Annotated in this window: 28 protein-coding genes; 23 read left to right on the forward strand and 5 right to left on the reverse strand. The window is 62.9% G+C overall.

Annotation, left to right across the window (positions count from 1 at the left end; genetic code table 11):
* Positions 1-26: 26 nt before the first annotated feature.
* Entirely contained in the window at positions 27-1,109 is a 1,083-nt protein-coding gene (locus tag J2R99_RS10465) for a LacI family transcriptional regulator (RefSeq protein ID WP_307154430.1), read from the reverse strand.
* A 179-nt stretch (positions 1,110-1,288) separates the two neighbouring features.
* On the opposite strand from J2R99_RS10465, the gene J2R99_RS10470 reads away from it, so the two are divergent.
* The 7 genes from J2R99_RS10470 (at position 1,289) to J2R99_RS10500 (ending at position 8,782) form a co-directional block, all read left to right on the forward strand.
* Positions 1,289-2,551 (forward strand): ABC transporter substrate-binding protein, encoded by a 1,263-nt coding sequence (locus J2R99_RS10470; protein WP_307154431.1) that lies wholly within the window; start codon positions 1,289-1,291, stop codon positions 2,549-2,551.
* Positions 2,552-2,659: 108 nt separating this feature from the next.
* Complete coding sequence (locus tag J2R99_RS10475; protein WP_307155679.1) at positions 2,660-3,559, forward strand: carbohydrate ABC transporter permease; 900 nt, start codon at positions 2,660-2,662, stop codon at positions 3,557-3,559.
* Entirely contained in the window at positions 3,556-4,440 is an 885-nt protein-coding gene (locus J2R99_RS10480; protein WP_307154432.1) for a carbohydrate ABC transporter permease, read from the forward strand. The genes J2R99_RS10475 and J2R99_RS10480 overlap by 4 nt, the downstream gene beginning before the upstream one ends.
* A 2-nt stretch (positions 4,441-4,442) precedes the next feature.
* Positions 4,443-5,561, forward strand: coding sequence for an ABC transporter ATP-binding protein (locus tag J2R99_RS10485; RefSeq protein ID WP_307154433.1), 1,119 nt, complete (start codon positions 4,443-4,445; stop codon positions 5,559-5,561).
* Positions 5,562-5,744: 183 nt separating this feature from the next.
* Positions 5,745-6,653 carry a LysR family transcriptional regulator gene (locus tag J2R99_RS10490; protein ID WP_307155680.1) on the forward strand — a complete coding sequence of 303 codons (909 nt, stop codon included), beginning with the start codon at positions 5,745-5,747 and terminating at the stop codon, positions 6,651-6,653.
* A 282-nt stretch (positions 6,654-6,935) separates the two neighbouring features.
* Positions 6,936-7,769: an IclR family transcriptional regulator gene (locus J2R99_RS10495; RefSeq protein ID WP_307154434.1), complete on the forward strand. Its 834-nt coding sequence runs from the start codon at positions 6,936-6,938 to the stop codon at positions 7,767-7,769.
* Between the two features lie 113 nt (positions 7,770-7,882).
* The gene (locus J2R99_RS10500; protein WP_307154435.1) at positions 7,883-8,782 is read left to right on the forward strand and encodes a CehA/McbA family metallohydrolase; all 900 of its coding nucleotides are present in this window, start codon (positions 7,883-7,885) and stop codon (positions 8,780-8,782) included.
* Positions 8,783-8,801: 19 nt separating this feature from the next.
* Here the strand turns inward: J2R99_RS10500 and galE are convergent, their stop codons facing one another.
* Together galE and J2R99_RS10510 are read right to left on the reverse strand one after the other, a co-directional pair.
* Positions 8,802-9,839: a UDP-glucose 4-epimerase GalE gene (gene galE / locus J2R99_RS10505; RefSeq protein WP_307154436.1), complete on the reverse strand. Its 1,038-nt coding sequence runs from the start codon at positions 9,837-9,839 to the stop codon at positions 8,802-8,804.
* 234 nt (positions 9,840-10,073) lie between these two features.
* Positions 10,074-11,081, reverse strand: a complete 1,008-nt coding sequence (locus tag J2R99_RS10510) for an SDR family oxidoreductase (RefSeq protein ID WP_307154437.1) — start codon at positions 11,079-11,081, stop codon at positions 10,074-10,076.
* A 339-nt stretch (positions 11,082-11,420) separates the two neighbouring features.
* Here J2R99_RS10510 and J2R99_RS10515 point away from each other — a divergent pair, with 339 nt between their 5' ends.
* From J2R99_RS10515 to J2R99_RS10525, 3 genes are all read left to right on the forward strand, one after another.
* Positions 11,421-11,639 (forward strand): cytochrome c oxidase subunit 3 family protein, encoded by a 219-nt coding sequence (locus tag J2R99_RS10515; RefSeq protein ID WP_307154438.1) that lies wholly within the window; start codon positions 11,421-11,423, stop codon positions 11,637-11,639.
* Positions 11,636-11,764 carry a hypothetical protein gene (locus J2R99_RS10520; RefSeq protein WP_307154439.1) on the forward strand — a complete coding sequence of 43 codons (129 nt, stop codon included), beginning with the start codon at positions 11,636-11,638 and terminating at the stop codon, positions 11,762-11,764. Before J2R99_RS10515 ends, J2R99_RS10520 begins: the two co-directional genes overlap by 4 nt.
* Positions 11,765-11,899: 135 nt before the next feature.
* Positions 11,900-13,153, forward strand: a complete 1,254-nt coding sequence (locus J2R99_RS10525; protein ID WP_307154440.1) for a glycerophosphodiester phosphodiesterase family protein — start codon at positions 11,900-11,902, stop codon at positions 13,151-13,153.
* Positions 13,154-13,159: 6 nt separating this feature from the next.
* Here the strand turns inward: J2R99_RS10525 and J2R99_RS10530 are convergent, their stop codons facing one another.
* Complete coding sequence (locus J2R99_RS10530) at positions 13,160-14,254, reverse strand: class I SAM-dependent methyltransferase (RefSeq protein WP_307154441.1); 1,095 nt, start codon at positions 14,252-14,254, stop codon at positions 13,160-13,162.
* A gap of 175 nt (positions 14,255-14,429) precedes the next feature.
* Positions 14,430-15,197 (reverse strand): phosphonate metabolism transcriptional regulator PhnF, encoded by a 768-nt coding sequence (phnF, locus tag J2R99_RS10535; protein WP_307154442.1) that lies wholly within the window; start codon positions 15,195-15,197, stop codon positions 14,430-14,432.
* 74 nt (positions 15,198-15,271) lie between these two features.
* Here phnF and phnG point away from each other — a divergent pair, with 74 nt between their 5' ends.
* From phnG to phnN, 13 genes are all read left to right on the forward strand, one after another.
* The gene (gene phnG, locus J2R99_RS10540) at positions 15,272-15,787 is read left to right on the forward strand and encodes a phosphonate C-P lyase system protein PhnG (protein ID WP_307154443.1); all 516 of its coding nucleotides are present in this window, start codon (positions 15,272-15,274) and stop codon (positions 15,785-15,787) included.
* Positions 15,787-16,386, forward strand: a complete 600-nt coding sequence (gene phnH, locus J2R99_RS10545; protein WP_307154444.1) for a phosphonate C-P lyase system protein PhnH — start codon at positions 15,787-15,789, stop codon at positions 16,384-16,386. The genes phnG and phnH overlap by 1 nt, the downstream gene beginning before the upstream one ends.
* Complete coding sequence (locus tag J2R99_RS10550) at positions 16,386-17,498, forward strand: carbon-phosphorus lyase complex subunit (RefSeq protein WP_307154445.1); 1,113 nt, start codon at positions 16,386-16,388, stop codon at positions 17,496-17,498. Before phnH ends, J2R99_RS10550 begins: the two co-directional genes overlap by 1 nt.
* Positions 17,495-18,379: an alpha-D-ribose 1-methylphosphonate 5-phosphate C-P-lyase PhnJ gene (locus J2R99_RS10555; protein WP_307154446.1), complete on the forward strand. Its 885-nt coding sequence runs from the start codon at positions 17,495-17,497 to the stop codon at positions 18,377-18,379. The genes J2R99_RS10550 and J2R99_RS10555 overlap by 4 nt, the downstream gene beginning before the upstream one ends.
* The gene (phnK, locus tag J2R99_RS10560) at positions 18,376-19,164 is read left to right on the forward strand and encodes a phosphonate C-P lyase system protein PhnK (protein ID WP_307154447.1); all 789 of its coding nucleotides are present in this window, start codon (positions 18,376-18,378) and stop codon (positions 19,162-19,164) included. Before J2R99_RS10555 ends, phnK begins: the two co-directional genes overlap by 4 nt.
* Before the next feature lie 3 nt (positions 19,165-19,167).
* A complete protein-coding gene (phnL, locus tag J2R99_RS10565) occupies positions 19,168-19,872 on the forward strand; it encodes a phosphonate C-P lyase system protein PhnL (protein ID WP_307154448.1) in 705 nt (234 codons plus the stop codon).
* On the forward strand, positions 19,869-20,492 hold the full coding sequence (locus J2R99_RS10570; RefSeq protein ID WP_307154449.1) for a DapH/DapD/GlmU-related protein: 624 nt from the start codon (positions 19,869-19,871) through the stop codon (positions 20,490-20,492). Before phnL ends, J2R99_RS10570 begins: the two co-directional genes overlap by 4 nt.
* Before the next feature lie 132 nt (positions 20,493-20,624).
* Positions 20,625-21,503 carry a phosphonate ABC transporter ATP-binding protein gene (phnC, locus tag J2R99_RS10575; RefSeq protein ID WP_307154450.1) on the forward strand — a complete coding sequence of 293 codons (879 nt, stop codon included), beginning with the start codon at positions 20,625-20,627 and terminating at the stop codon, positions 21,501-21,503.
* A gap of 57 nt (positions 21,504-21,560) precedes the next feature.
* The gene (gene phnD, locus J2R99_RS10580; protein ID WP_307154451.1) at positions 21,561-22,568 is read left to right on the forward strand and encodes a phosphonate ABC transporter substrate-binding protein; all 1,008 of its coding nucleotides are present in this window, start codon (positions 21,561-21,563) and stop codon (positions 22,566-22,568) included.
* 63 nt (positions 22,569-22,631) lie between these two features.
* Positions 22,632-23,441 (forward strand): phosphonate ABC transporter, permease protein PhnE, encoded by an 810-nt coding sequence (gene phnE / locus J2R99_RS10585; RefSeq protein WP_307154452.1) that lies wholly within the window; start codon positions 22,632-22,634, stop codon positions 23,439-23,441.
* A gap of 23 nt (positions 23,442-23,464) precedes the next feature.
* Positions 23,465-24,172 carry a DUF1045 domain-containing protein gene (locus tag J2R99_RS10590; protein WP_307154453.1) on the forward strand — a complete coding sequence of 236 codons (708 nt, stop codon included), beginning with the start codon at positions 23,465-23,467 and terminating at the stop codon, positions 24,170-24,172.
* The gene (locus tag J2R99_RS10595; RefSeq protein ID WP_307154454.1) at positions 24,169-25,308 is read left to right on the forward strand and encodes an alpha-D-ribose 1-methylphosphonate 5-triphosphate diphosphatase; all 1,140 of its coding nucleotides are present in this window, start codon (positions 24,169-24,171) and stop codon (positions 25,306-25,308) included. The genes J2R99_RS10590 and J2R99_RS10595 overlap by 4 nt, the downstream gene beginning before the upstream one ends.
* Positions 25,293-25,889 (forward strand): phosphonate metabolism protein/1,5-bisphosphokinase (PRPP-forming) PhnN, encoded by a 597-nt coding sequence (gene phnN / locus J2R99_RS10600; protein ID WP_307154455.1) that lies wholly within the window; start codon positions 25,293-25,295, stop codon positions 25,887-25,889. The genes J2R99_RS10595 and phnN overlap by 16 nt, the downstream gene beginning before the upstream one ends.
* Positions 25,890-25,906: the final 17 nt, after the last annotated feature.

A 25,906-nucleotide genomic window follows, 5' to 3' on the forward strand; every position in this document is an offset into this window, starting at 1 on the left:
TGCCTCTGAGAAGTGCTTAGGCTGGATCAAACGGTGCGCTTCCAGACACAGGGATGGCCGGTGCGCTGGCGGAAGCCCGGAGTTGCGAGGGAGGTGAGGGTGTCCACCGGTGCTCCGCGCATACGCGCGAGCAGAAAGCTCGCAAGCTCCTTGCCGGCGAGGACGAGGTCTTCGCAAAAGGAATCGATCGGCGGCCAGACATTGTCGAGAAGATCCGACGTTTCCTTGGCGATCACATCGACGTCGCGGCCGACGATGCGTCCGGCATCCTTGAGGCCCGCCATCAGCGCGACCGAGCGGGTTTCGCTGGCGCAGATGAAGCCGTCGAAGGGATGTTCCTCCTCGCCAAGCCGCATTGCCGCCTTGCGGAAGGCCTGCGATCGCGAATCGAGATCGAGACCCGGCATCAGGTCATGTTCGACCTGGGCGCGGCTCGCGGCTTCGCGGAAGCCTTTCAGCATGAATTCCGCATAGGTGAATTCCGGGCGCGGCGTGACGAGCGCGAGACGTTTGCGGCCGCGCGAGACGAGGTGCTCCACAGCGAGGCGGGCGAAGGTCTCGTTGTCGAAATCGTGGAAGGGGTGCGGATGCCCGAGCCGGGTGCGGCCGTGGGTCACAAAGGGGATGCCGCGCTCGAGCAGGAGCTTCCCCCGCGGGTCTTGCGGCCGCGTATGGGTGAAGATCACGCCATCAGCGGCTACCGTCTCAGCGATATATGTGATCGGCTCCATCGGGTCGCTGCCCATCACCTGTGGAAAGACGACAAGGTGATAGGGCGTGTCGCGCAATATCTCCGAAATACCGAAGATCATGCGGCGGGCGAATTCGGCAATGGCGTCGCTTTGATCGAGGACGAGGGCGATGACGAGGGTCTTGCCGGTGCGCAGACGAATCCCCGCCCGGTCCGGCCTGTAGCCGATCTCCTCAGCCAGGGCGCGCACCCTTGCCTTGGTTTCAACCGAAAGCTCCGGAGCGTCCTTTAAGGCGCGCGACACCGTCGTGACACCAAGCCCCGTCAGCTCCGCCAAAGTGCGCAAGGTAGGGCGCGCAAAGCTGTCTTGTTTCTTGTTATCGCTGCTCTTTTGGAACTCGGGCCGCTTCGGCGGCATGTCGTCACCTCCTCATGGGGGGTGGCATCCTATGCCGCGCATTCCCGCTTCTGCAAACGGCTTGTAGCGTTTGACTTGCGGCGATCTGTAACGTTACAGATTGGACTACCGCCGCGGTCGGTTCGAGTAATCGGCCGGAAGCCACACGACGGTGGATTATTCGGGAGGTTTTCCAACTCATGTACAAGAAATTCGTATCGACGTTCGCTGGCCTTGCTACTGGCGCGGCGTTGTTTGTGGGAAGTGCTGCGGCACAAGAGACCGTCGAAGTGCTGCATTGGTGGACTGCCGGCGGTGAAGCTGCGGCGCTCAACGTTCTGAAGAAACAGCTCGAAGACGAAGGTGTCATCTGGGAAGACATGCCTGTGGCCGGTGGTTCGGGCGTTCAGGCGATGACGGTGCTGCGCTCGCGGGTGACTTCGGGCAATGCGCCGACAGCCGTGCAGATGCTTGGCTACGACATTACCGAATGGGCAGACCAGGACGTGGTCGCCGATCTCTCCGATCTGGCATCCAAGGAAAACTGGGACAACGTCGTTCCGAAGGCGCTGCAGAAGTTCTCCAAGAACAGCGAAGGGCAGTGGATCGCAGCCCCCGTTAACGTCCATTCGACCAACTGGATGTGGGCCAACAAGAAGATCTTCGACGAGGTTGGCGTCGAAGGTGACATTAAGGACTGGGATCAGCTGATCGAGGTTCTCGATAAGATCAAGGAAGCCGGCTACACCCCGATCGCTTACGGCGGCCAGCCCTGGCAGGATGCGACTGTGTTTGAAGCCGTCGTGCTCGCCACTGGCGGGCCGGACTTTTACCAGAAGGCGCTCAACGATTTCGACGAAGAGGCGCTCGGATCCGATACGATGAAGCAGGCCTTCGACCGGATGTCGAAGCTTCACGATTATGTTGATCCCAACTTCTCCGGCCGCGATTGGAACCTTGCCACCGCCATGGTCATCAACGGCAAGGCTGCGGTGCAGTTCATGGGCGATTGGGCGAAGGGCGAATTCCTGCGCGCCGACATGAAGCCGGGCGAGGACTTCGTCTGCCAGCGCTTTCCTGGCACGGAAGGCTCGGTTCTCTTCAACTCCGACCAGTTCGTGATGTTCAAGGTCGGCGAAGACAAGCGCGACGCGCAGCTGAAGCTCGCTTCCGCCGTCATGTCGCCGGAGTTCCAGATCGCCTTCAACAAGGTGAAGGGTTCGGTGCCGGCGCGCACCGACGTGGCTCCGGACGAGTTCGATGCCTGCGCTCAGAAGGGTATGAAGCAGCTCGCCGAGGCCAACGAGAACAACCACCTCTATGGCTCGCTTGCGCATGGTTATGGCGCGCCGTCGGCCGTGAAAAACGCGGTCTTTGACGTCGTCACGGCGCACTTCAACGGCGAGTACACGTCCGAGGAGGCCGTCCAGGCTCTCGTCGACGCCGTCGCGTCGGCCCGCTGACGCTTCTGATGATCTCGCCCCGGCCGCCTCAGGCCGGGGCTTCCCATCATCTTCAGCGTTGAGGGCGCCCCAGTGACCGCGACTTCCACCACCGCCACGGAGCCGCTTGTGCGTCCGCGCCGATCGAGCGCGTTCCGACGCGGCCTGCAGGACTGGCTGCCGCGCATCGTTCTTGCGCCGAGCTTTGCCGTCATCGTTCTCTTCGTCTACGGCTTCATCATCTTCACCGTCTATCTGTCGATGACGAGCTCGACGCTTCTGCCGCGCTTCGACTTCATCGGCCTCGGCAATTACGTCAAACTCTTCGATCTGCCGAACTGGTGGATCGCGCTCAAGAATCTGGCGATCTTCGGGTCTCTCTACATCGTCATCTGCTGCGTGCTCGGCCTGCTGCTCGCCATTCTTCTCGACCAGAAGATACGCGGCGAGGGCGTTTTGCGGCCGATCTATCTCTATCCGATGGCGCTCTCCTTCATCGTCACCGGCACGGCCTGGAAATGGTTTCTCGATCCCGGAATCGGGCTCGACCACACCATGCATGCGCTCGGCTGGACGAGTTTCCATTTCGGCTGGATCAAGGACCGCGAAATGGCGATCTACACCGTCGTGATTGCGGCCGTCTGGCAATCTTCGGGCTTCGTCATGGCGATGTTCCTGGCGGGCCTCCGGGGGATCGACACGGAAATCATGCGTGCCGCCCAGATCGACGGGGCGGGGCCCTGGCAGCTCTATCGGCGGATCATCATTCCGATGCTGCGGCCGGCCTTTCTGTCGGCCTTCGTCGTCCTCGCGCATATGGCGATCAAATCCTACGACCTCGTCATCGCGCTCACCAATGGCGGGCCGGGACGTGCGACCGAGCTGCCGGCGACATTCATGTATTCCTACACCTTCACGCGCAGCCAGATGGCCGTCGGTGCGGCCTCCGCGGTGGTGATGCTGATGATGGTCGCGTCCATCATCGTGCCTTACCTCTATAGCGAGCTGTCGACGGAGCGAGAGCAATGAGTACGGCAACCGAAGGCCCGCAGCTGGGGTCGGGCTCTGTCGTCGGAAGGGCGATCCTCTATGCGGTGCTGATCGTCTTTGCGGTCTACTATCTCCTGCCGCTCGTCATCATGCTTTTGAATTCGGTCAAGCCGCTCGAGGAGATCCGCTCCGGCAATCTCATCGCACCGCCGCAGCACTGGACGCTTCAGCCCTGGCTTTCAGCATGGAGCGAGGCGCAGGTCGGCGTGCAGGCGACGGGCCTCAAACCCTATTTCGTCAATTCGTTCCTGATGGTGATTCCGGCCGTCACCATTTCCATGGTGCTCGGTGCGATCAACGGCTACGTGCTGACGAAGTACCGGTTCAAGGGCGATTCCATCGTCTTCGGGCTGATGCTTTTCTCCTGCTTCATCCCGTTCCAGATTGTTCTCATTCCGATGGCGAAGGTGCTTGGCACACTCGGCATCGCCGGCACGGTGCCGGGCCTCGTTCTCGTGCATGTGGTCTACGGGCTCGGCTTCACGACGCTCTTCTTCCGCAATTATTACGCGGCGTTCCCGACGGAGCTCATCCGCTCCGCTCAGGTCGACGGGGCCGGCTTCTTCCGCATCTTCTGGCGCATTCTCCTGCCGAGTTCCGGGCCGATCATCGTCGTCACCATCATCTGGCAGTTCACCAATATCTGGAACGACTTCCTCTTTGGAGCTTCGTTCTCCGACTTCGATTCGCAACCGATGACGGTGGCGCTCAACAACCTCGTCAGCTCGTCCACCGGCGTGAAGGAATACAATGTCCATTTCGCCGGGGCCGTGCTGGCCGCTCTGCCGACGCTCGTCGTCTACATCGTGTCGGGGCGTTATTTCGTGCGCGGGCTGATGGCCGGCGCTGTGAAGGGCTGAACATGGCGTTTCTTGAAATCGACGGTCTTTATAAATCCTTCGGCCAGACCGACGTTCTGAAGGGTATCGATCTCGCTGTGGAGGAGGGCGACTTCCTCGTGCTTGTCGGCCCCTCGGGCTGCGGAAAGTCGACGCTCCTCAATACGATTGCCGGGCTTGAAAGCGTGACGAAGGGCGAGATCCGCATCGCCGGCGAGCGCGTCAACGAGCTGAAGCCTTCGGAGCGGGACATCGCCATGGTGTTCCAGTCCTATGCGCTCTACCCGAACATGTCGGTGGCGAAAAACCTTGCTTTCGGGCTTGAGATGCGTGGGGTGCCCAAAGAGGAACGCGATCGGGCGATCCAGGAAGTGGCGGAGATGCTGCAGATCGAGAAGCTTCTCAATCGCCGTCCGGGCCAGCTTTCCGGCGGCCAGCGCCAGCGTGTCGCCATGGGGCGGGCGCTGGTGCGCAAGCCGCAGGTCTTCCTGTTCGATGAACCGCTGTCGAACCTCGACGCCAAGCTGCGCGTCGACATGCGCATGGAGATCAAACGGCTCCACGCTTCGCTCGGCACCACCATTGTTTATGTGACGCACGATCAGATCGAGGCGATGACGCTTGCGAGTACGATTGCGATCCTGAAGGACGGCATCCTGCAGCAATTCGGCTCGCCGGATGAGGTCTACAACAATCCGTCCAATCTCTTCGTTGCCGATTTCATGGGCTCGCCGGCGATGAACCTCGTTCCCGCCGAAGTGCAGAAACAGGACGGGGCGATCGGCGTCGCATTGAAACAGCGCTCCAACGGGGCGCTTTTCCTGCCTGTGCGGGAAGGCGTGGCCGATCAGCTCGGCGATTGGGTGGGCCGCACCATCACCTTCGGCATCCGCCCCGAAGCTGTCACGGATCCCGATGCGGCCGACCAGAAAGAGGGCCAGCTCGTCGAGGCGACCTGCCGGGCGGAAATGGTGGAGCCCACGGGTGCCGACACCTATGTCGTCACGCATCTCGGCGGCAAGGAGTTCACGGCGCGTCTTCGGGCCAACAGTCCGATCGAGGAAGACGGGCATGTGAAGCTCGCCTTCAACATGACGCGTTCCGTGTTTTTCGATCCGCAGGACGGCACGCGGATCGCCTGACATAACGGGTCGCCGGGGCGGAGACCCGCCGCCTTCGGCCGGGATTTCTGGCGTCGTTCCGCAGCCATTTTGTGACTGCGGATCGTACCCATCGCGATGTTGGATGAACGGCGCCGGCGCTCCAATTCATCGAAATTTCAGATGCGTGTTGCCCGACCGAGCATTTTCGTCGATCGTTGCGGCATGACCCTCGATCAATTGCGCGTCTTCGTGGCCGTCGCCGAGCGGCGGCATGTCACCCGGGCGGCGGCCGCCCTCGGGCTGACCCAGTCGGCCGCCTCTGCGGCGATCGCTGCCCTGGAGAAGCGCTACGGTGCGCGGCTGTTCGACCGGGTCGGGCGCGGCATCGAGCTCACGGATACGGGAGAGCGGTTTTTGCCGGAGGCGCGGGCGGTGCTCAAGCAAGTGGCCTCGGCGCTGAATGTGCTCGAGGAAATCGCCGACCCCGCCCACGGCAGCGTGGCCATCGCGGCCAGCCAGACGATCGCCAATTACTGGCTCCCGCGCCGCCTTGCAGCCTTTCAGGAGGCCTTTCCGGGCGTCCGCCTCGACGTCGTCATCGGCAATACGCGTCAGGTGGAGGATGCTGTCGCCGAAGGGCGGGCGGATCTCGGTCTCGTCGAAGGGCCGATCCGACATACCGAGCTCATTCGCCGCCTCGTCGACCGAGACAGACTGGTCCTCGTCGTGGCCGCCGGTCATCCTCTGCCCTCTGCAAAGGAGGCGGGCCGGGTGGATTTGAGATCCGTCTCCTGGGTCATTCGGGAAGCGGGCTCCGGGACGCGTGCCGTGCTGGAAGAACTCGCCCTGCGGGATGGCATCAAGGTCGACGATCTCGCGATCTCGCTCGTCCTGCCGAGCAACGAAGCCGTGCGCGAAGCTGTCGAGGCCGGGGCCGGCGCAACCATTATCTCCGAGCATGTCGTTGCGGCATCACTCGGCTCGGGACGGCTTCAATCCGTCCCGATCGATCTGCCTCGGCGGGATTTTTCCCTGTTGCGCCATCCGGACCGCTATGCCAGCAGCGCGGCTCGCACCCTGACCGAGCGATTGACCGATCGGTCAAGGGATGTTCTTTTGTCGCACAATTGAGCATTTTGTGACGAAAACGCGCATCTGCCGCGGTGCTGGAGGGAAAAACTAACCTTCAGGTCAGCCTCGACCTAGTCAGATTGCATCAATTTCACCATCTGATACTTGAAATTTGATCAGAAGAATGGCTCATTCCTCCTCGTCTTTGCTGGTGGCCGGGCTGTGTGGCTGCGTTTGCAAGGGCGAATGCGCGTGCAGCCGTCCATGCGAGACTGCATGAACGGCGCGATGATTGGCCTATGAGGGTGCCGACTTCCTGCGGCACGTGTCGGGATTGAGAAAATGAGCGGTGTCACGGCGGATCAACTCAAGGGCGACGAAAGTGCCGGAAACGGGCGTACTTCGTCGGGATCTTCCATCCAGGTCCTGCATCGCTCGCTCGGTATCCTGGAAGTGCTGGCCGCGGCCGAAGAGCCGCTTTCCCTAACGGAAATCAGCCGCAATGTCGGGCTGCATAAAAGTACTGTTTTGCGCATTTTGCGCAGTTTGGCCGATGGCGGCTATGCGCTGTGGCGGCCGAAGATGCGCACCTGGAGTATCGGGCCGAGCCTGGCGCGTCTGCAGCCGGGTGCCCAGTCGCGCGGCGAGCTGACGAGCCTCGCGCGCCCTGTCATGCGCGATCTGTGCGCCACGATCGGTCAGACGGTCCAAATCGCGACGCTGGTCGATGGCCAGATCTGCTATCTGGAAAAGGCGGAGCCGCAGGGACGCCTTCCATCCCACACGCTGAGCCATCGCCCCGCCCATTGCACCGCGCTCGGCAAGGTGCTGCTCGCGGGGCTTTCACCGGCCGCTCTAGACGCGCTTCTGGCGCGCGTGGAGATTCGCTCCTACACGGACAACACCATCACCGACGAGGCGAGATTGCGTCGTGAGATCGCTGCCGTCGCCGTGCAGGGCTATGCCGTCGACGACCGCGAATTTCGTCCGGCGACGGTGTGCACCGCGGCGCCGATCCGCGATGCGAGCGGCAATGTGCTCGGAGGGCTTGGTGTTTCGGTCGCCGGTATGGATGCGCGCGGTGCTGCTTTCGCCGCCATCATCCAGCGCAACATGGCCGCGGCCCGGCAGATTTCGAGCCAGCTCGGCTGGAATTTGACGAGCGAAGCCGCCTGAAGCGGCGCTCGCTGAAGCTGATTTCATTGGCGCTCGTGCCGATCCTCCGCCTGTCATTGCCTTGCCACGGACGCGCCATATCGCTTCTCCTCAACTGAGCGAGAGGTTTCCTCATGGGTATGCGGGCATTTCAGGCGCCGGGCCGTTTCTGGCGGGGCAATCTTCACACACATTCCAACCGCTCGGACGGGGCGCTGTCGCCGGAGGCGGTCTGCGCCCACTACCGCGACGCCGGCTACGACTTTCTCTGCCTGTCGGATCATTTTCTCGCCCGTTTTGATTTTCCCGTCACCGATACGCGGCCGTTTCGCAGCGCGGGTTTCACGACGCTTCTCGGCGCGGAACTGCATGCCGATGCGACCAGCCATGGCGAGCTGTGGCATATTCTGGCTGTCGGCCTGCCTGAGGATTTCGAGGCGACCGGCAGTGCCGAGGACGGGCTGGCGCTCGCGAAAAGGGCCCGCGAGGCGGGCGCCTTCGTCGGCATCGCCCATCCGCAATGGTCCGGACTTACGATCGAAGATGGTCGTGCGATGGCGGCGCATGCCCATTCCGTCGAGATCTACAATTACACCTGCGATCTCGAAACCGCGCGTGCAGACGGGACCTATCTTCTCGATGAGCTTCTGAACGAAGGTTATGCGCTCTCCGCCTATGCGGCCGACGATACGCATTTCAAATATGAGGAAGGGCTCGCAGCCTGGGTGATGGTGAAGGCGGAGGAGAGCACACCCGAAACGCTTTTGGAGGCACTGAAGGCCGGCCTTTTCTATTCCAGCCAGGGTCCTGTGATCGAAGGGTTTTCCATCGCCGATGGTGAGGTCGCGGTGGAATGCTCGCCCGCGGTCAATGTCGCCCTTGTCGGTCGTGGCGCGAAATCGGAGAACCAATGGGGGCGGGACCTGACGCGCGTCCGCCTCTCGAGTGAGCGTTTCGAAGGTGATTGGTTCCGCCTCATCGTTGCCGATGCGGCCGGGCGTCTTGCGTGGTCGAATCCGGTCCGGCTCGATTGAGCGTCTTCTGCATTCAGGCTCATTCTTCCGTGTAGCCGTTCGGGTTCTGGCTCTGCCACCGCCAGTGATCGCGGCACATGGCGTCGAGGTCGAGATCGGCCTGCCAGCCGAGAAGTTCGGCTGCGAGCTTCGGGTCGGCGTAGCAGGTGGCGATGTCGCCGGGACGGCGTTCCACAATCTCGTAGGGGATCGGCCGGTTGGTGGCTCGCCGCCACGCTTTCACGGTGTCGAGCACGCTGTAGCCGCGGCCGGTGCCGAGATTGATCGGCTGGTGCGTCCCCGCAGCGATGCTGTCGGCAAGAAGGGCTTCCGTTGCCTTCACATGTGCCCGTGCGAGGTCGACGACGTGGATGTAGTCGCGCACGCCGGTGCCGTCATGGGTCGGATAATCGCCGCCGAAGACGCGCAGATGTTCCCGCCGGCCGACCGCGACCTGGGCGATATAGGGAAAGAGATTGTTCGGAATGCCCATCGGGTCTTCACCGATGAGCGCGCTCTCATGGGCTCCGACAGGATTGAAATAACGCAGGCTGATTGCCTGCCAGGCCCGGTCGGCGGCGACCGTGTCGGTGATGATCTCCTCGATCATCATCTTGGTTCGGCCATAGGGGTTGGTGACGCCGCCCACCGGAAAGCTCTCGTCGATCGGCACCGTCTGCGGGTCGCCATAGACGGTGGCGGAGGAGGAAAAGACGAGGCGCGTCGCCGCGTGGCGGGCCATCGCCTCAAACAGCGAGACGGCACCCCCGACATTGACGTCGTAATAGGCGAGCGGCTTCTCCACCGATTCACCCACCGCTTTGAGCCCTGCAAGGTGGATGACGACGTCGATTTTGTTCTCGCAGAAAACCCGATCGAGAAAAGAGGTGTCGCGAATGTCACCGACGAGGAGTGGGATCTCCGTCCCGGCGATTTGGCCGACACGGCGCGCGGCCTCGGGATGCGAATTGGTGAGATTGTCGACGATGACGGGTCGGTAGCCCGCCCGCGTCAGCTCGACGACGACATGGCTGCCGATATAGCCGTTTCCGCCAGCGACCAGAACCGTGGCCTGCATGCCCCCTCCCTAAGAAGCTTGTTCTTGCGGCGCTTTCCCTAACAGCAAACGCTTAGGTTTGTATTTCGCTGTCTCAAAGCTCTCCGCGCTGCGCGCCCTGATTTGCCGCCATAGCGGCGGCCTGTCGAAATCGGGCAGACTCAGCCATTCGAAGGCGTTCCGAAGACGAGGAACGCCGTACAGCCGCCGCCGATCAAGCCTCCGTCGTTGATGGAAGGTGTTCAGGCCGTGCTGTCAGCGTCTCGACAACAGCATTCGTCCGATGAACCAGCCGAGCGCACCCGCAGCAGCGATGCCCGCACCTTTGCCGATTGCCTCGCGGTGTTCCGTTGCCCAGAGAGCAGGTGCCGTATTCTGGGCCCTGCTGTCGAACCGGCCATGTGCAGCGTAGGAGCCGGTGACGGGCTCGAAGAGGTTGTCGGGCCGCTCGGTCTCCGCCTCGGCGGCCATCTGCCCGCCATAGGCTTTTTCGGCCATCATCCTGTCGAGCAGGCCGGGCGCCACCCTTTGCCCCAGGATCGCCTGATAGGCGGAACGGCCGACCCAGAGTTCGCGACGCGGATGGTGGGCGGCGAAATAGATGCCGTCGGCGGCTACTTCCGGTTGGAAGATCGGCGGCAGCGGTTGCGCCCGACGCGGCATCTTGTTGCGCGCCCAGTCGAATTGCGGCGTGTTCAGGCCCGGCAGATGCACGACGGTGAGCTTGATGGCGGAATTGTCGTGGATGAGCTCGCTGCGCAGCGAATCCGTGAACCCGACGAGCGCGTGCTTGGCTGCGCAATAGGGCGCCTGCAGTGGGATCGAGCGATAAGCGAGCGCCGAGCCCGTCTGGACGATGGTGCCGTAATTGCGCGGCTGCATGCGCTTGAGGGCGGCCAGTGTTCCGTGCACGCAGCCGAGATAGGTGACTTCGGTCACGCGGCGGAATTCCTCCGGCGTCGTCTTCGCGACCGGCGCCATAACCGTCACCATCGCGACGTTGATCCAGATGTCGATCGGGCCGAAACGCGCTTCCACCTCTTCGGCAGCCATATCGACCTTCTCGGCATCCGCCACGTCGATTGGAAAGATCATTGCTTCGCCGCCGAGGACGCGCACCTCTTCGGCCGTTTCCTCCAGGCGTCCACGATCGCGCGCGATCAGCCCTATGCGCGCGCCATCTCGTGCGAAACGCCTTGTCACGGCGCGCCCGACACCGGCTGAGGCTCCCGTGATGACGACCGTCTTCTCGGTTCTGGCCAAGTCTGTTTCCTCTTTGTCGTGATTGGTCACGCACCTTCAACACGGTGCGGGAAAAAAGGTTCGACGCGGGGACTGGCCTCGCTCTGGCGTGATCTTTGAGCGGAGGCGCGACATAGAAACATCGAGCTTGCCGGCCGAAATGCGCTCCGTCGTCATGCTCTGACGTCGTGGCCTGCATCCTCACAGCCGGAGGCTCTCTGCCGGGGGCGCGATCGGACGAGATCACGGGGTTCATGCGCGCTGTGGCCCTTGCTGAGGCTTTAGGGCTACGAACACCACCACGACATCGAGAGCCTTTTCGTGCCGGGCGGTCCGCTCTTTCGCCTCTCGGAGCATGCGGTGATCTTCGTTTCGTTCTACTGGGCCATGACCGGCATCCACGCCATCCATACGGCGATCGGGCTCGGTACCTGGGCGGTCGTGGCGCTTCTCGTCCATCGCGGGCGCGTCATTCCCGACAAGACCGGGAGGATCGAGGTCGCAGGCCTCTGCTGGCATTTCGCCGATACGATCTGGATCATCCTCTCCCCACTTCTCTACCTCGTGGGACGGTCATGAGGGCGTCGACGCGGAGCGGTCGGTGTGCTCCCGGCTTTTGTGAGCTTCTCTTTCCGGAGGTCGTCGTCTGGGCGGCGCTGATGGCGCTCTTCGTCCTCACCTTCAGCGATTATTCTACGCGTTGAAGGTTGCCGCGCGACGGCGCTGGCCTCGATGCTTCATACTTCTGTCATGGCGGCGACACTGCGCTTTTGTGCCGGGCGCTTATGCGAGGCATCGGCGCTGTGCCGCCCGCTCTGTCATCGAGGAAGGTTCCGCCTATGAAGCACATTCTCGTTCGTTCAGCTGTCGCTGCCGGCGCCCTCCTTGGCGCAGCCTGCGGCTTTGCAGCCGATGCGCTTGCCCAGGATGCGCGGCCACAGGCCGAGCTCGGCCCGCGGCCCTTCTATCTCGTCAACGACATGGACGAGGGAGAACTCAAAGACGCCCTGAAAGCCTGTGAGGAGGGGCCCTTCTACCGCACAGCCTTTTCCATCGGCCATCGGGGTGCGCCGATGCAGTTCCCCGAACATACCCGCCAGTCCTATCAGGCGGCGGCCGTGATGGGGGCGGGTGTCATCGAATGCGACGTCGCCTTCACCAAGGATCGCGAGCTGGTCTGCCGGCATTCGCAATGCGATCTCGCCACGACCACCGACATTCTCGCCCATGACGATCTTGCCGCGAAATGCACGACGCCGTTCAGCCCGGCCTCCGGCGATAAGAAGGCGGAGGTGACATGCTGCACGTCCGATCTGACGCTCGCCGAGTTCAAGTCACTCAAGGGCAAGATGGATGCCGGCAATCCGGATGCGACGACGGTCGAGGAATTCATGGATGCGACGCCATCCTGGCGCACGGACCTCTACGCCACGAATGGCGAGTTGATGTCGCACAAGGAATCGATCGCGCTGTTCAAGGATCTCGGGGTCAAGTTCACCCCCGAGCTCAAGGCGCCGAGCGTCGAGATGCCGTTCGAGGGCGATTACACCCAGGACGATTACGCCCAGCAGCTGATCGATGAATATAAAGAGGCGGGCGTCGATGCGAGCGACGTCTATCCGCAATCGTTTCAGCTCCGCGACATTCTCTACTGGATCAAAAACGAGCCGGAATTCGGCAAGCAGGGTGTCTTCCTCGACGATCGCGACGAGACGCTCGAAGGCTTTGATGCCAACAATCCGGAGACATTTGAGCCGTCGATGCAGGATCTCGCCGAGGATGGCGTGAAGATCATCGCACCGCCGAGCCATATGCTTCTCACCCTCGACGAGGCGGGAGAGATCGTGCCCTCCGCCTATGCGAAAGAGGCGAAAAAGGCCGGACTCCAGATCATCACCTGGTCGCTCGAGCGTTCCGGCACGCTCACCGACGGCGGCGGCTATTACTATCAGTCGGTCAAGGATGCGATCTCCCATCCCGGTGACGAATACGAGGTGATCGACGTTCTCGCTCAGGATGTCGGCGTCATTGGCATGTTCTCCGACTGGCCGGCGACGGTCACCTATTACGCCAATTGCATGGGCCTGGAGTGATCCGACCTAGCCGCGCCGCGGCAGCCAGCTTCGGGCCACCCGACGAAGGCTGCTGCGGTGTGGTCCTGTGCTGCTGGCGGCACGTTGGGACGAGGATTTCCGCACGACGCATCCGTCTAATCGCCCGGCTGTAGCCGCTGGCGTGAAGCGCACGAGCTCCAGGCCGGGAGGGAGAATGTGCTGCTGCAGGTACTCGGTCGTCATGAACATGAGCCCCCAATCCTCCGTGGTGGCACCTTCGAGCTTCCCGAGGTCGCCCTGCGTGCGCACCGTGGTGTAGGGCCGGAAGAAATGCCCGTCTCCGCGCAGGCCGGCGATGACGGCTTCCAGGAAAGACACCTTGTCCGGAAACTCGCCGTTGGCGATGTTCGGGTATCGTGGCCTTGGAAAGTCGAAGACGAGCCTGTTTGCCACGTCGTGCGGGCCATGGATCGTGAAGAAGAAATGGCCGCCGGGCTTCAAGATCCGCGTGATCTCTTCCATCCATGCGCGTGCCGCCCTCGGTGAAAAGTGCGTCCAGATGCTCTTGGCATAGGCGAGATCGAAGCTTGCCTCGTCATAGGGGAGGGGCGGCTCCTGCTGCGAGACGGCAAACTCGGCGCCTGGGACGTTCTCCTTCGCCCATTCGATCGATGAGGGGACCGGATCGGCTCCGAAAACCTCCAGACGATCCAGGCCGGCGCGGGTGATGACGGCAGTATTGCGTCCACTGCTGCAGCCGAAATCGAGGATACGGCCTTGCAGCTCGGCGCCGGCGAGCTGCAATTCGGTGAGCGTTCTGTCGGTGTTGACGAAGTCGTAGAATAGGTTGTCACCTCCATCGACGAAATGGACGCCTTGCGGGGGCGTAAGATCCAGCTTCGCCTTACGGAGCCGATCTTTATCCGCTGTCTCAACGAAGGCCTTGAGCCGGGTATAGGCGTCGAGAGCGCTTACCACGCCTGCGCCTGGCTCAAGCGAGCGGAGGATGGGTAGGGTTGCGATCGGCTTCCAATCCGGCCCCTCCATAGTCAGGTGGCCTTGGTCGTCCAAGTGAATGCGGTCGGCGAATTTCGAAATCAGTGCGACAAGCAATTGTCGCTCGACATCAACCACTTCCATTTATCTTCTCGGGCGGTGCTTGGGCTTTCTCAACGTTGATCGACCCGCTGGATGGGAATGCGCCGGCAGCGAGGGATCTTTGGATGATGCCTCAGCGGAGCATGTTCTTCCAGTGTGACGAGAGGGCAGGATCATGCGGGCGATGAGGTTGCCGGGCAGGATCCCTACGACTCTCCTAGAGGTCGTCCGCCTCGATGACGATCTCCATGCGTTCGGCGGCGAAGCTCGTCAGCGACAGGTGCAGAGGCATGCCGTTCGGTTCGACGTTGAGCGATTCCGTCACGAGGACGGTCGCCCCGCGCGGCAGGGCGAGCTTCTCGTTTTCGGCGGGCTCTGCGGGCCGTGCACGTACCTTGGTCCAGCGGCGCACATAATCTTCGACGCCGTGATGAGTGAGTGCCCGGGTGATCGATCCGGTCTCGGCGTAGATCGCCACGAGATTGGGAAAGCGTTTGGCAGAAAACCAGCTTCTTGCCGTTGAGATCGGCACCCCGTCGGCCACGCTCAAGGTTTCGAGCGTGATGAGCGGCGTGCCTTGCGCGAGTTTCAGATGGTCGGCGAGCCAGAGGGGTGCCGGCTCGATGCGGCTTGCGATCAGGCGGCCGCCCGGCGCGCGCGCCTGACGGCTGACGATCTCGGAAAAGCGGGTGCGCCGCGAGATCGGATAGGCGAGGCGCTCCGACGTGACGAAGGTGCCGCGGCCCTGGTCGGAGCGCACCAGCCCCTCTGCGGCAAGAGCCGCAAGCGCGCGGCGGAGCGTGTGGCGGTTCACGCCAAAACGCTCCGACAAAGCGGTTTCGGAGGGCAGGGCCGTGTCGGACGGCCAGCGGCCCGAAAGCACCTCGCCGCGTAACAGATCTGCGATCTGGCGCCACAGCGAGACGCCGGCTCCGCGATGCACATTCTCCATCGTCGTTTTCGTCTCCAGGCGTGCGACCGTCATCGTTGTGTCAAACTTGTGCGCGTATTGTATGCTTGTATATAACACTAGACAAGTCGAACCTTGAGGATCACGCAATGGCATACAGCGCCGGTGCAACTCTCGATCCGGACGCGGCCATTGCCGAGGACGCGAAGGTCGCCGCGGAAAAGCTCAAAAGCCGGCGGCGCGACGTGCTCTCCATCCTCGTGCGCGCCCGTGCCGACGAACTCGACGGGGCCTTGAACGCACTTGAGCCAGCGCCTGAGTTCGAAGTGCTGCGGGCCCCGGAATTCGGTCTTGCCATGACGCGCGGGCGGATCGGCGGCGGTGGCGCAGCTTTCAATCTGGGCGAGGTGACGGTGACGCGGACGGTCGTTCGGCTTGCGAGCGGCGAGGTGGGCTATGGTCACATCCTCGGGCGCGATCGCAAGCGGGCGCATCTCGTCGCCGTCTTCGACGCTCTTTGGCAGAGCGGGGCGACGCGCACCTTCGTCGAAGATCGACTGGTAGCCCCAGTTACGGCGCGCGCCGCCGAAGAGGATCGTTTTGTACAAGCGAAAACGGCGGCGACCCGGGTGAATTTCTTCACGATGGTGAGGGGAGAAGATTGATGGCAGACGCGCTCGGCGGTGGTTTCAAGGATCCGGTTTTCGCATCGCAGGCGGTGTTTCGGCGGCTTCTCGATGCTCTCTCGCGGCCTGGCCGCGTGGTCGACATGCCCCAGCTTGTGGGACCTCCGCATCCCTTAAAGCCGGCGGCAGCCGCCGTTCTCTCGGCGCTTGCCGATGCTGATACTCCGGTCTTTCTCGACAAGGTGCTGAACGCGAGCGGCGAGGTGCGCGGATGGGTCGGCTTCCATATCGGCGCGCCGATCGTGGTGGTGCCGGCGCGCGCGCTCTTTGCCGTAATCGCCGATCCTGAAAAGATGCCGGCGCTCTCCGAGTTCGGGCTCGGGACCGAGCAATATCCAGACCGCTCCACAACGCTCATTGTGCAGGTCGCCGGCTTCTCCCGTGGCCGAAATCTCTGGCTCTCCGGTCCAGGCATCGAGGATGTGGCGGGCGTACAGGTCGAGGGCCTGCCGGAAAGGCTCGTCGAAGAATTCCGCTCCAATCGTGCGCTCTTTCCTCGCGGCGTCGATCTCGTGCTCGCCGCGCCTTCGGCGATCCTTGGATTGCCCCGCTCCACTCGGATCATGGGAGAGGCCTGATGTATGTCGCGGTGAAGGGCGGCGAGGCGGCGATCGCCAATGCGCACCGCCTTCTGGCTGAGAAGCGGCGTGGCGACCCGAATGTCCCATCGCTCACGGTTGCGCAGATCCTGGAACAGCTGTCGCTCGCGGTCGACCGGGTGATGAGTGAAGGCTCGCTCTATGACCGCCGGCTTGCGGCGCTTGCGATCAAGCAGGCGCGTGGCGATCTCGTCGAAGCGATCTTTCTTGTGCGCGCCTACCGCACAACGCTGCCGCGCTTTGGTTCGACACGGCCGATCGAGACGGACACGATGCTTGTCGAACGGCGCATTTCGGCGACCTTCAAGGATCTGCCGGGTGGGCAGCTTCTTGGGCCCACCTTCGATTATACGCACCGACTTCTCGATCCAACCCTTGAGGAGGACGAAACGGTCGAGGAGGCGGTGAGCGCCGAGGATCCGGGAACGGAGGCGATGCCCCGGGTTACCGATCTTCTCGGCCAGGCCGGGCTGATCGAGCCCGATCCCGAGGGCGAAGATGAGCCTTCCGATCTCACGCGCGAGCCCCTGTCGTTTCCGGCCGGCCGCGATCTCCGCCTGCAGGCGCTCGCCCGCGGCGATGAAGGCTTTCTCTTGGCGCTCGGCTATTCCACGCAGCGTGGCTTTGCCCGCTCGCACCCTTTCGCGGCGGAGATCCGCATGGGCGAGGTGGATGTCGAGATCGACGTGCCGGGCCTCGATTTTCCGGTGCCCGTCGGACGCATCAAGGTGACGGAGTGCCAGATGGTCAATCAGTTCAAGGGCAGTGCTGAAGCGCCGCCGCAATTCACGCGTGGCTACGGCCTCGTCTTCGGACATGCGGAGCGCAAGGCGATGGCGATGGCGCTTTGCGACCGGGCACTTCGGGCGCGCGAACTCGGCGAAGATCAGACGGCAGCGGCGCAGGACGAGGAATTCGTGCTGTCGCATGCCGACAACGTCCAGGCGACGGGCTTCGTGGAACATCTGAAGCTGCCGCATTACGTCGACTTCCAGGCCGAACTGGAGCTGATCCGGCGGCTGCGAGCGGAGTTCGAGGCGGGGCGTGGCGTCGTCACGGACGGGCAGGAAGATCGGGAGGCGGCGGAATGAACGCCCCTGCCGACTCCCCCTACAATTTCGCCTATCTCGACGAGCAGACGAAGCGGATGATCCGCCGTGCCATCCTGAAGGCCGTGGCGATCCCGGGCTATCAGGTGCCGTTTGCGAGCCGCGAAATGCCGATGCCCTATGGCTGGGGCACCGGCGGCGTGCAGGTGACGGCCTCCGTTCTCGGCCCCAACGACGTCCTGAAAGTCATCGATCAGGGCGCCGACGACACCACCAATGCCGTCTCCATTCGCGCCTTCTTCGCCAAGGTCGCGGGCGTCGCCACCACAACCCATACGGCCGACGCGACCATCATCCAGACACGCCACCGCGTGCCGGAAACGCCGCTCGAAGCCGGGCAGATCCTCGTCTTCCAGGTGCCGATCCCGGAGCCTTTGCGCTTTCTCGAACCCCGCGAGACGGAAACGCGCGTCATGCACGCGCTCGAAGAATATGGCCTCATGCATGTGAAGCTCTACGAGGACATCGCCCGGCATGGCCATATCGCCACGACCTATGCCTATCCGGTGAAGGTCGAGGACCGCTACGTCATGGACCCTTCGCCCATTCCGAAATTCGACAATCCCAAACTGACCCATTCGCCGGCCCTGCAGCTTTACGGCGCTGGGCGGGAGAAGCGCATTTATGCGATCCCGCCCTTCACCCGGGTTGAGAGCTTGGATTTCGAGGATCATCCCTTCGAGGTGCAGCATTTTTCCGAACCTTGCGGGCTTTGCGGTGCGGAGGGCGTCTATCTCGACGAGGTGATTTTGGACGACCAGGGCGGGCGCATGTTCGTCTGTTCCGACACCGATTTTTGCGAAGGCCGACGTGAGGAAGGGCATCGCGGTCCTCTCGGCGCGGCGCTGGAGGAGGCCGAATGAGCGCGTTGTCGGGCGATGCGCCGCTACTCACCGTCGATGGGCTGACGCGCTTCTACGGGCCGCGCGTCGGCTGCCGCGACGTCTCCTTTGACCTCTATCCGGGTGAAGTGCTTGCGGTCGTCGGTGAATCCGGTTCCGGCAAGACGACTCTGTTGAACTGCCTTGCCGGACGTTTGCCGCTCTCCTCGGGCAAAGTTTCCTACCGCATGCGCGACGGCGTCGTGCGCGATCTCGCGGCGCTCGGCGAGGCGGAGCGGCGCTTTTTGATGCGCACCGATTGGGGCTTCGTGCACCAGAACCCGGCCGACGGCCTGCGCATGAACGTCTCAGCTGGTGCCAATGTCGGCGAGCGGCTTATGGCGATCGGCGACCGAAATTACGGCAACATCCGCGGCTCGGCGCTCTCCTGGCTCGAACGCGTGGAAGTGCCCGCCGACCGCATCGACGACGATCCGCGCGGCTTTTCCGGCGGCATGCGCCAGCGCCTGCAGATTGCCCGCAACCTCGTCACGGCGCCACGGCTCGTCTTCATGGATGAGCCGACGGGCGGGCTCGACGTTTCCGTGCAGGCGAGACTCCTCGATCTCATCCGCGCGCTCGTTGCCGATCTCGGCATGGCGGCGCTCGTCGTCACGCACGACCTCGCCGTCGCCCGGCTCCTCTCCCACCGCATCATGGTGATGAAGGCGGGGGAGGTGGTCGAGGAGGGGCTGACCGATCGTGTCCTCGACGATCCGCATGCGCCCTATACGCAGCTTCTCGTCTCTTCGATCTTGCAGGTGTGAGCGATGCAGCCCCGTCTTGAACTTGCCGACGTTGCCAAGAGCTTCACGATGCATTTGCGCGGCGGCATCCATATCCCCGTGGTGGAGAACGTCTCCTTCACCCTGATGCCCGGCGAATGCGTTGTGCTCGGCGGGCCGTCCGGTGCCGGCAAGAGCTCCATCCTCAAGATGATCTATGGCAATTATTCAGCCGATCGCGGCACGATCCGTGTCGCCGGCGAGGGGGATGTGACCGACATCGCCGTTGCCGATCCGCGGCGTGTGCTGGCGGTTCGTCGCGACACGCTCGGCTATGTCAGTCAATTCCTGCGTGTCGTGCCGCGCGTCGCCTCGCGCGATCTCGTCGCCGAACCGCTCGTGGAGCGCGGCGCGTCCCGTGAGGAGGCGCTCGCCAACGCCGACGCGCTTCTTGCCCGCCTCAACCTGCCGGAACGGCTCTGGCACCTGCCACCCGCCACGTTTTCCGGCGGCGAGCAGCAGCGGGTGAACATCGCCCGGGGCTTCATCGCCGGCCATCCGCTCCTGCTTCTCGACGAACCGACGGCCTCGCTCGATGCCAAAAACCGCGATGTGGTGGTTGCCTTGATTGCGGAGGGAAAGGCGGCGGGGCGCAGCTTCCTCGGCATCTTTCATGATGGCGAGATGCGTGCCGCCGTGGCCGATCGTGAGATCGACGTGAGCGCGTTCTCTCCCGGGCTCGCCGCATGACGAAGCTTTCGGAAACGCCGCTGATCGCGCCGGATGCGGTGGTGAAGGACAGTCGCCTCGGGCGCTATACGGCGATAGGCGCGCGCACGCAGTTCCAGAACTCAAACCTCGGCGATTATTCCTACATCACCGAGGACGGCAACGTGGCACGCGCGACGATCGGCAAGTTCTGCTCGATTGCTCAGAACGTGCGTATCAACGCCTCCAACCATCCGGTGTGGCGGGCAAGCCAGCATCATTTCACCTATCGCTCCGACGATTATTTCGAGGATGCCGAGCCGGACGAGGACTTTTTCGCCTGGCGTGGCGACAATTCGGTCGTCATCGGTCATGACGTGTGGATCGGCCATGGGGCCATCCTTCTACCCGGTGTGAGGGTCGGCGATGGGGCGATCATCGCGGCCGGCGCGGTCGTCTCCCGACCTGTCGGCGCCTATGAAATCGCGGCGGGCGTGCCTGCGCGCCTCATCAAGCGGCGATTTCCCGAAGAGGTCGCGGCCCGGCTCCAGGGACTTGCGTGGTGGGACTGGCCGCATGCGCGACTTCGTGTGGCACTTGCCGATTTCCGGGCGCTTTCGGTCGAAGCATTTCTGACAAAGTACGAAGAAAACGGAATTTGATCAGTCTCTTGGCACTTCATCTCGGGGGCTTTCCCACCGACTTCGAAATGTCATGAAAGCGAAATCGGAGCGATAAGGTCGGCTGTTAGGGAACGGTTATCGATCAGCCCGGCAGGCGGGCAGGTGAGGCCGATGCCCGTAACCGCTTCTTTGAATGTCCCTGCAGTCCGTGTTGAGAAGCTGTCGAAGCGCTACGGCAAGACGCTCGCCTTGCGCAATGTCAGTATCGATGTCGCACCGGGTGAGATGGTGGCGCTGATCGGCGCTTCCGGCTCCGGCAAATCCACGCTTATCCGCCATATCGCCGGTCTTGAGCGGGGCAGCGGAGACGCCTGCCGCGTGACTGTGCTCGACCAGGTGATGCAGTCGGAGGGCCGGCTTTCGCGCGATGCACGCCGCATCCGTCGCGAGATCGGCGTCATTTTTCAACAGTTCAATCTGGTCGGGCGTCTGTCTGTCCTGACCAATGTGCTTGTCGGCTGTCTCGGCAGCGTGCCGGCCTGGCGCGGCACATTCGGCCTGTTCACTAAAGCCGAACAGCAAGAGGCGATGCGCGCCCTTGCCCGCGTCGGCATTGCCGAGACGGTGCGGCAGCGTTCTTCCACGCTGTCCGGCGGCCAGCAGCAGCGGGCCGCGATCGCCCGCGCTCTCGTTCAGGGTGCCAAGGTCATTCTTGCCGATGAGCCGATCGCCTCGCTCGATCCATCGTCCGCGCGGCGCGTGATGGAAGCGCTCGGCGAGATCAACCGCGCCGACGGCATCACCGTTATCGTCTCGCTGCACCAGGTGGAATATGCGCGCCTTTATTGCCCGCGCACCCTGGCTTTGCGGAATGGCGAGGTCGCTTTCGACGGGCCGTCCGCGGCTCTCACCAACGATTTCCTGCGCGAGATCTATGGCGATGCGAGCGAGGAGCTCGTTCTGCCGGGCGCGCCGGCCGAACAGCCGCAGCCAGCGAAGCGCCCCGAGCCTGCTGTCGCCAAGATAGCCCGCCAATTGGCTGTGACTTGATCCGCCACGAGGCGGTGAACTCCCGCCCCCCGCGGCGGAGCAATCGAGGAGTGAGACATGAATCGACTGACGAAAGGTATTGCCGCCGCTGCCCTCCTGGCTGCGTTCGGCACCTCCGGCGCCTTTGCGCAGGACCAGAAGGAACTGAACTTCGGCATCATCTCGACGGAATCGAGCCAGAACCTGAAGACGGTCTGGGATCCGTTCCTGGAGAATATGTCCGAACAGACGGGCCTCAAGGTGAACGCCTTCTTCGCCTCTGATTATGCGGGCGTCATCGAAGGCATGCGCTTCGGCAAGGTCGACGTTGCCTGGTACGGCAACAAATCCGCGATGGAAGCGGTCGATCGCGCCAATGGCGAGATCTTCGCGCAGACCGTCGATGTGGAAGGCAACCCCGGCTATTGGTCGGTTCTCATCACGCAGGCCGACAACGACAAGATCAACTCGCTCGACGATGTGCTGAAATGCGACAAGTCGCTCGATTTCGGCATCGGCGATCCGAATTCCACCTCCGGCTTCCTGGTGCCGACTACCTTCATCTTCGCCAAGAACAGCGTGACGCCGCAGGATTGCTTCAAGACGGTGCGCAACGCCAATCATGAGGCGAACGCCATGGCGACCGCCAACGGTCAGGTCGATGTCGCCGCCAACAACACGGAAAATCTCCGTCGCCTGGAAGTGACGGCGCCGGAAGCGCGCAAGAAGATCAAGGTGATCTGGCAGTCGCCGCTGATCCCGTCCGATCCGCTCGTCTGGCGCAAGGATCTCGACGAGGAGACCAAGCGCAGAGTCTACACTTTCATCATGAGCTATGGCCGTCTCGGCTCGCCGGAAGAAGTCGCCGGTGCGCGCGAAGTCCTCGAGGGCCTGGGCTGGGCGCCGTTCAAGCCGTCTTCCGATGCGCAGCTTTATCCGATCCGCATCATGGAGATCACCAAGCAGGAAGCGAAGATCGAGGCCGCCGACACGATGTCGGACGATGAGAAGAAGAGCGAACTTGAAAAGCTCGATTCCGAGAAGGCCGAGATCGAAAAGCTGATGGACAAGGTTCCGCAGGCCTGAGGCTGAAACCTTTGTTGATCTGGCGCCGGACCCTGGGTCCGGCGCTTTTCACTGGAGAGACGAATGGCGATAGCCACACAGGCTGAGAAGACGGTTTCGGTCCCCCCGCGCAGTTTCACCGACCGGCTCTACAGCTATCTCGTCTGGGGCGGCATCGTCCTGGTGCTGATCTGGAGCTGGGGACCTGCCGAGATGGTGCGCTTCCTCAACCTCTTCACCGATGCCGGCAATATGGCCGACTACGCTGGCGGTTTTCTCTCACCGAACTTCCGTGACTGGCATTATTACGTCGAGGAGATGATCCTCACCGTGCAGATCGCTGTCTGGGGCACGGTGCTTGCGATCTTCTTCGGCATCCCTTTCGCGCTTCTGTCGTCGTCGAATATCGCGCCGATCTGGATTGTGCAGCCGGTGCGCCGCCTGATGGATGCGACCCGCGCCATCAACGAACTCGTCTTCGCCGTTCTCTTCGTCACGGCCGTCGGGCTTGGCCCCTTTGCCGGGGTGATGGCGCTTTTTGTGCATAATACAGGTATTATCGCGAAGCTCTTCTCAGAGGCCGTGGAGGCGATCGATCCGAGACCCGTCGAAGGCATCCGTGCCACCGGGGCGAGCCGATTGCAGGAAATCGTCTTCGGTGTCGTGCCGCAGGTGGCGCCTTTGTGGATCTCGTTTTCGCTCTACCGGTTCGAGACGAATGTGCGCCAGGCAACGGTGCTCGGCATCGTCGGGGCGGGCGGTATCGGCCAGGTGCTGTTTGAATCGATCCGCTCTTTCCTCTACGCGGAGACCGCGGCGATCATCCTGATCGTCATCGTCACCGTCTCCATCGTGGACATCCTTTCGGCACAATTGCGCAAAGTGGTGATCTGAGGAGATACCAACGAAAGATCCCCATGCGCGTCGCCCTTTATTTCACCCCGGCCCTCGATCATCCGGTCACGCAGGCCGCCAATGACTGGATCGGCCGCGACCTTTCCGATGGTCCGGTCGAGCAAAAGGCCGTGGGTGCCTTGAGCGCCGAGGAGGTGCGGGCCGTCACCGATGCGCCCCGGCGTTACGGCTTCCACGCCACTTTGAAGCCGCCTTTCGCCCTTCACGACGGCGTCTCGCCGGAGGATGTGGAGCAGGCGTTGCGCAGCTTCTGCGCCGAACATGGCGTTATCGAACTCGGGCCGCTCGAAATCCGCGCCATCGGGCCTTTCTTTGCGCTCGTGCCGCAGGAGGACGTCCCCGCCGTTCGAGCGCTCGCGGATGCTGCGGTGGAGGCGTTTGAGCCGTTCCGCGCGCCCTTGAGCGATGACGATCGCGCACGCCGCCGGCCGGAGGAGCTCACCGAACGCCAGCGCGAATATCTCGATCGCTGGGGCTATCCTTATGTCTTCGATGAATTTCGCTTCCACATGACACTGACCGGTCCGGTCTCAGAGGAGCGACGCTCTATCGTGGAGGGCGCGCTTCACCAGCATTTCGGCTCCGTCATCGAAACCTCGCTCGCGCTCGACGGCGTTTCGCTTCTCACCGAGCCGGAGCGCGGCGCCTTTTTTCAAATTCACGCCCGCTGCAATCTGCGCGGGCCTAGCGAGAGAAAATCCATCCCATGAGCGAAATCGTTTTTCGCAACGCACGTATGGTTCTTGCCGATTCCGTTGAGGACGGCGATCTGATGGTCGCCGGAGAGACGATCCGTGAGATCGGTCATCCCGGAATCGGGTCTGGTGGTATCGATCTCGAAGGTGACTGGCTGTTGCCGGGGCTTGTGGAACTCCACACCGATCATCTCGAAGGCCATTTCGCACCGCGCCCTGGGGTCCGGTGGAATCCGGCCGTTGCCGTGCAAGCTCATGATGCGCAGGTCGCGACCTCCGGCATCACAACGGTCCTCGATGCGCTTCGTGTCGGTGCGGATGAAGATGCCCGCGTCCAGGTCCAGGAAATGCGCGGGCTCGCCGATGCGATCGAGGAGAGCCAGGACAAGGGCCGGCTCAGAGCCGAGCATTTCGTGCATCTCAGATGCGAAGTCTCTGCTTCCGACGTGATGGACGGTTTCGCGCTTTTCGAGAACGATCCACGGCTCAAGCTCGTCTCGCTGATGGATCACACGCCCGGACAGCGGCAGTTTGCGAGCTTTGACGCCTACAAGATCTATTACCAGGGCAAGACCGGTATGGATGACGAAGCTTTTCAGAGCTTCGTCGATCGCCGAATGGCGGAGGGAGGGCGCTGGTCTGCCGAGCACCGCAAGCTCATCTCCGACCTTTGTCGTGAGCGTGGTATCCGGCTGGCAAGCCATGACGATGCGACGGAGGCCCATGTCGCCGAGGCCGTCGAGTTCGGTGTGCATGTGGCGGAGTTTCCGACCACGGTCGCGGCGGCTCGTGCCTCCAAAGAGGCGGGCATGCAGGTCTTGATGGGGGCGCCCAACATCGTGCGCGGCGGTTCGCATTCCGGCAATGTCGCCGCAGCCGAACTCGCCGCGGAGAACCTCCTCGACGTGCTTTCTTCGGATTACGTGCCTTTCAGCCTCATCCAGGCGGTGTTCGCGATATCGGAGATCGTCGAGGGTGTGGATCTGCCGCAAGCGGTCGCCATGGTTTCGGCCAATCCGGCAAAGGCGGTCGGGCTCGACGACCGCGGCGTGATTGCACCTGGCAAGCGCGCCGATTTCGTTCAGGTGCGTTTCGACGATGGCGTGCCCGTCGTGCGGTCGGTCTGGCGCCAGGGGTGTCGCGTCGCGTGAATGGTCCACAGCCTTTTCGCTCCGGCACCTTGGTGCTGGTCGTCGGTCCGAGCGGGGCCGGCAAGGACAGTCTGATCGACTATGCGCGGCAGAGGCTTCTGGATGTGCCTTACATGGTCTTCCCCCGTCGCACCGTGACGCGGAGCGAAAGTGATTTTGAAGACAATCTCACCTTGAGCGAAGCGGAGTTCGACGAAGCCGCCGCAGCGGGTGCCTTCGCCCTGTCCTGGCGGGCGCATGGGCTCGCCTATGGCATCCCGAGGGCGATCGAGGCGGATCTTGCCGGCGGCGCCTCCGTCGTCGTCAATGTCTCGCGCATGGCGATTGAGCCGGCGCGCACAAAATACCGGCCGCTGCGCGTCGTCGTGGTGACGGCGCGCCGAGACGTTCTTTTTGAAAGACTGAACGCGCGCGGGCGCGAGAGCTCGGAGGAAATCGCGCGCCGTCTCGATCGGGCCGATCTCGTCTCGGTCACCGGCGACGACGTCACCGTCATCGACAATTCAGGTCCGCTCGAAGCGGCCGGGGAGGCGTTTGTGTCGCTCTTGCAAGGCTGTATCGGAGGCCGGCAAGAGCGTTAGACAAGTGTCACATGCCT

It is taken from the genome of Rhodopseudomonas julia (genome assembly GCF_030813515.1).
In the GTDB taxonomy this organism is placed as follows: domain Bacteria; phylum Pseudomonadota; class Alphaproteobacteria; order Rhizobiales; family Afifellaceae; genus Afifella; species Afifella julia.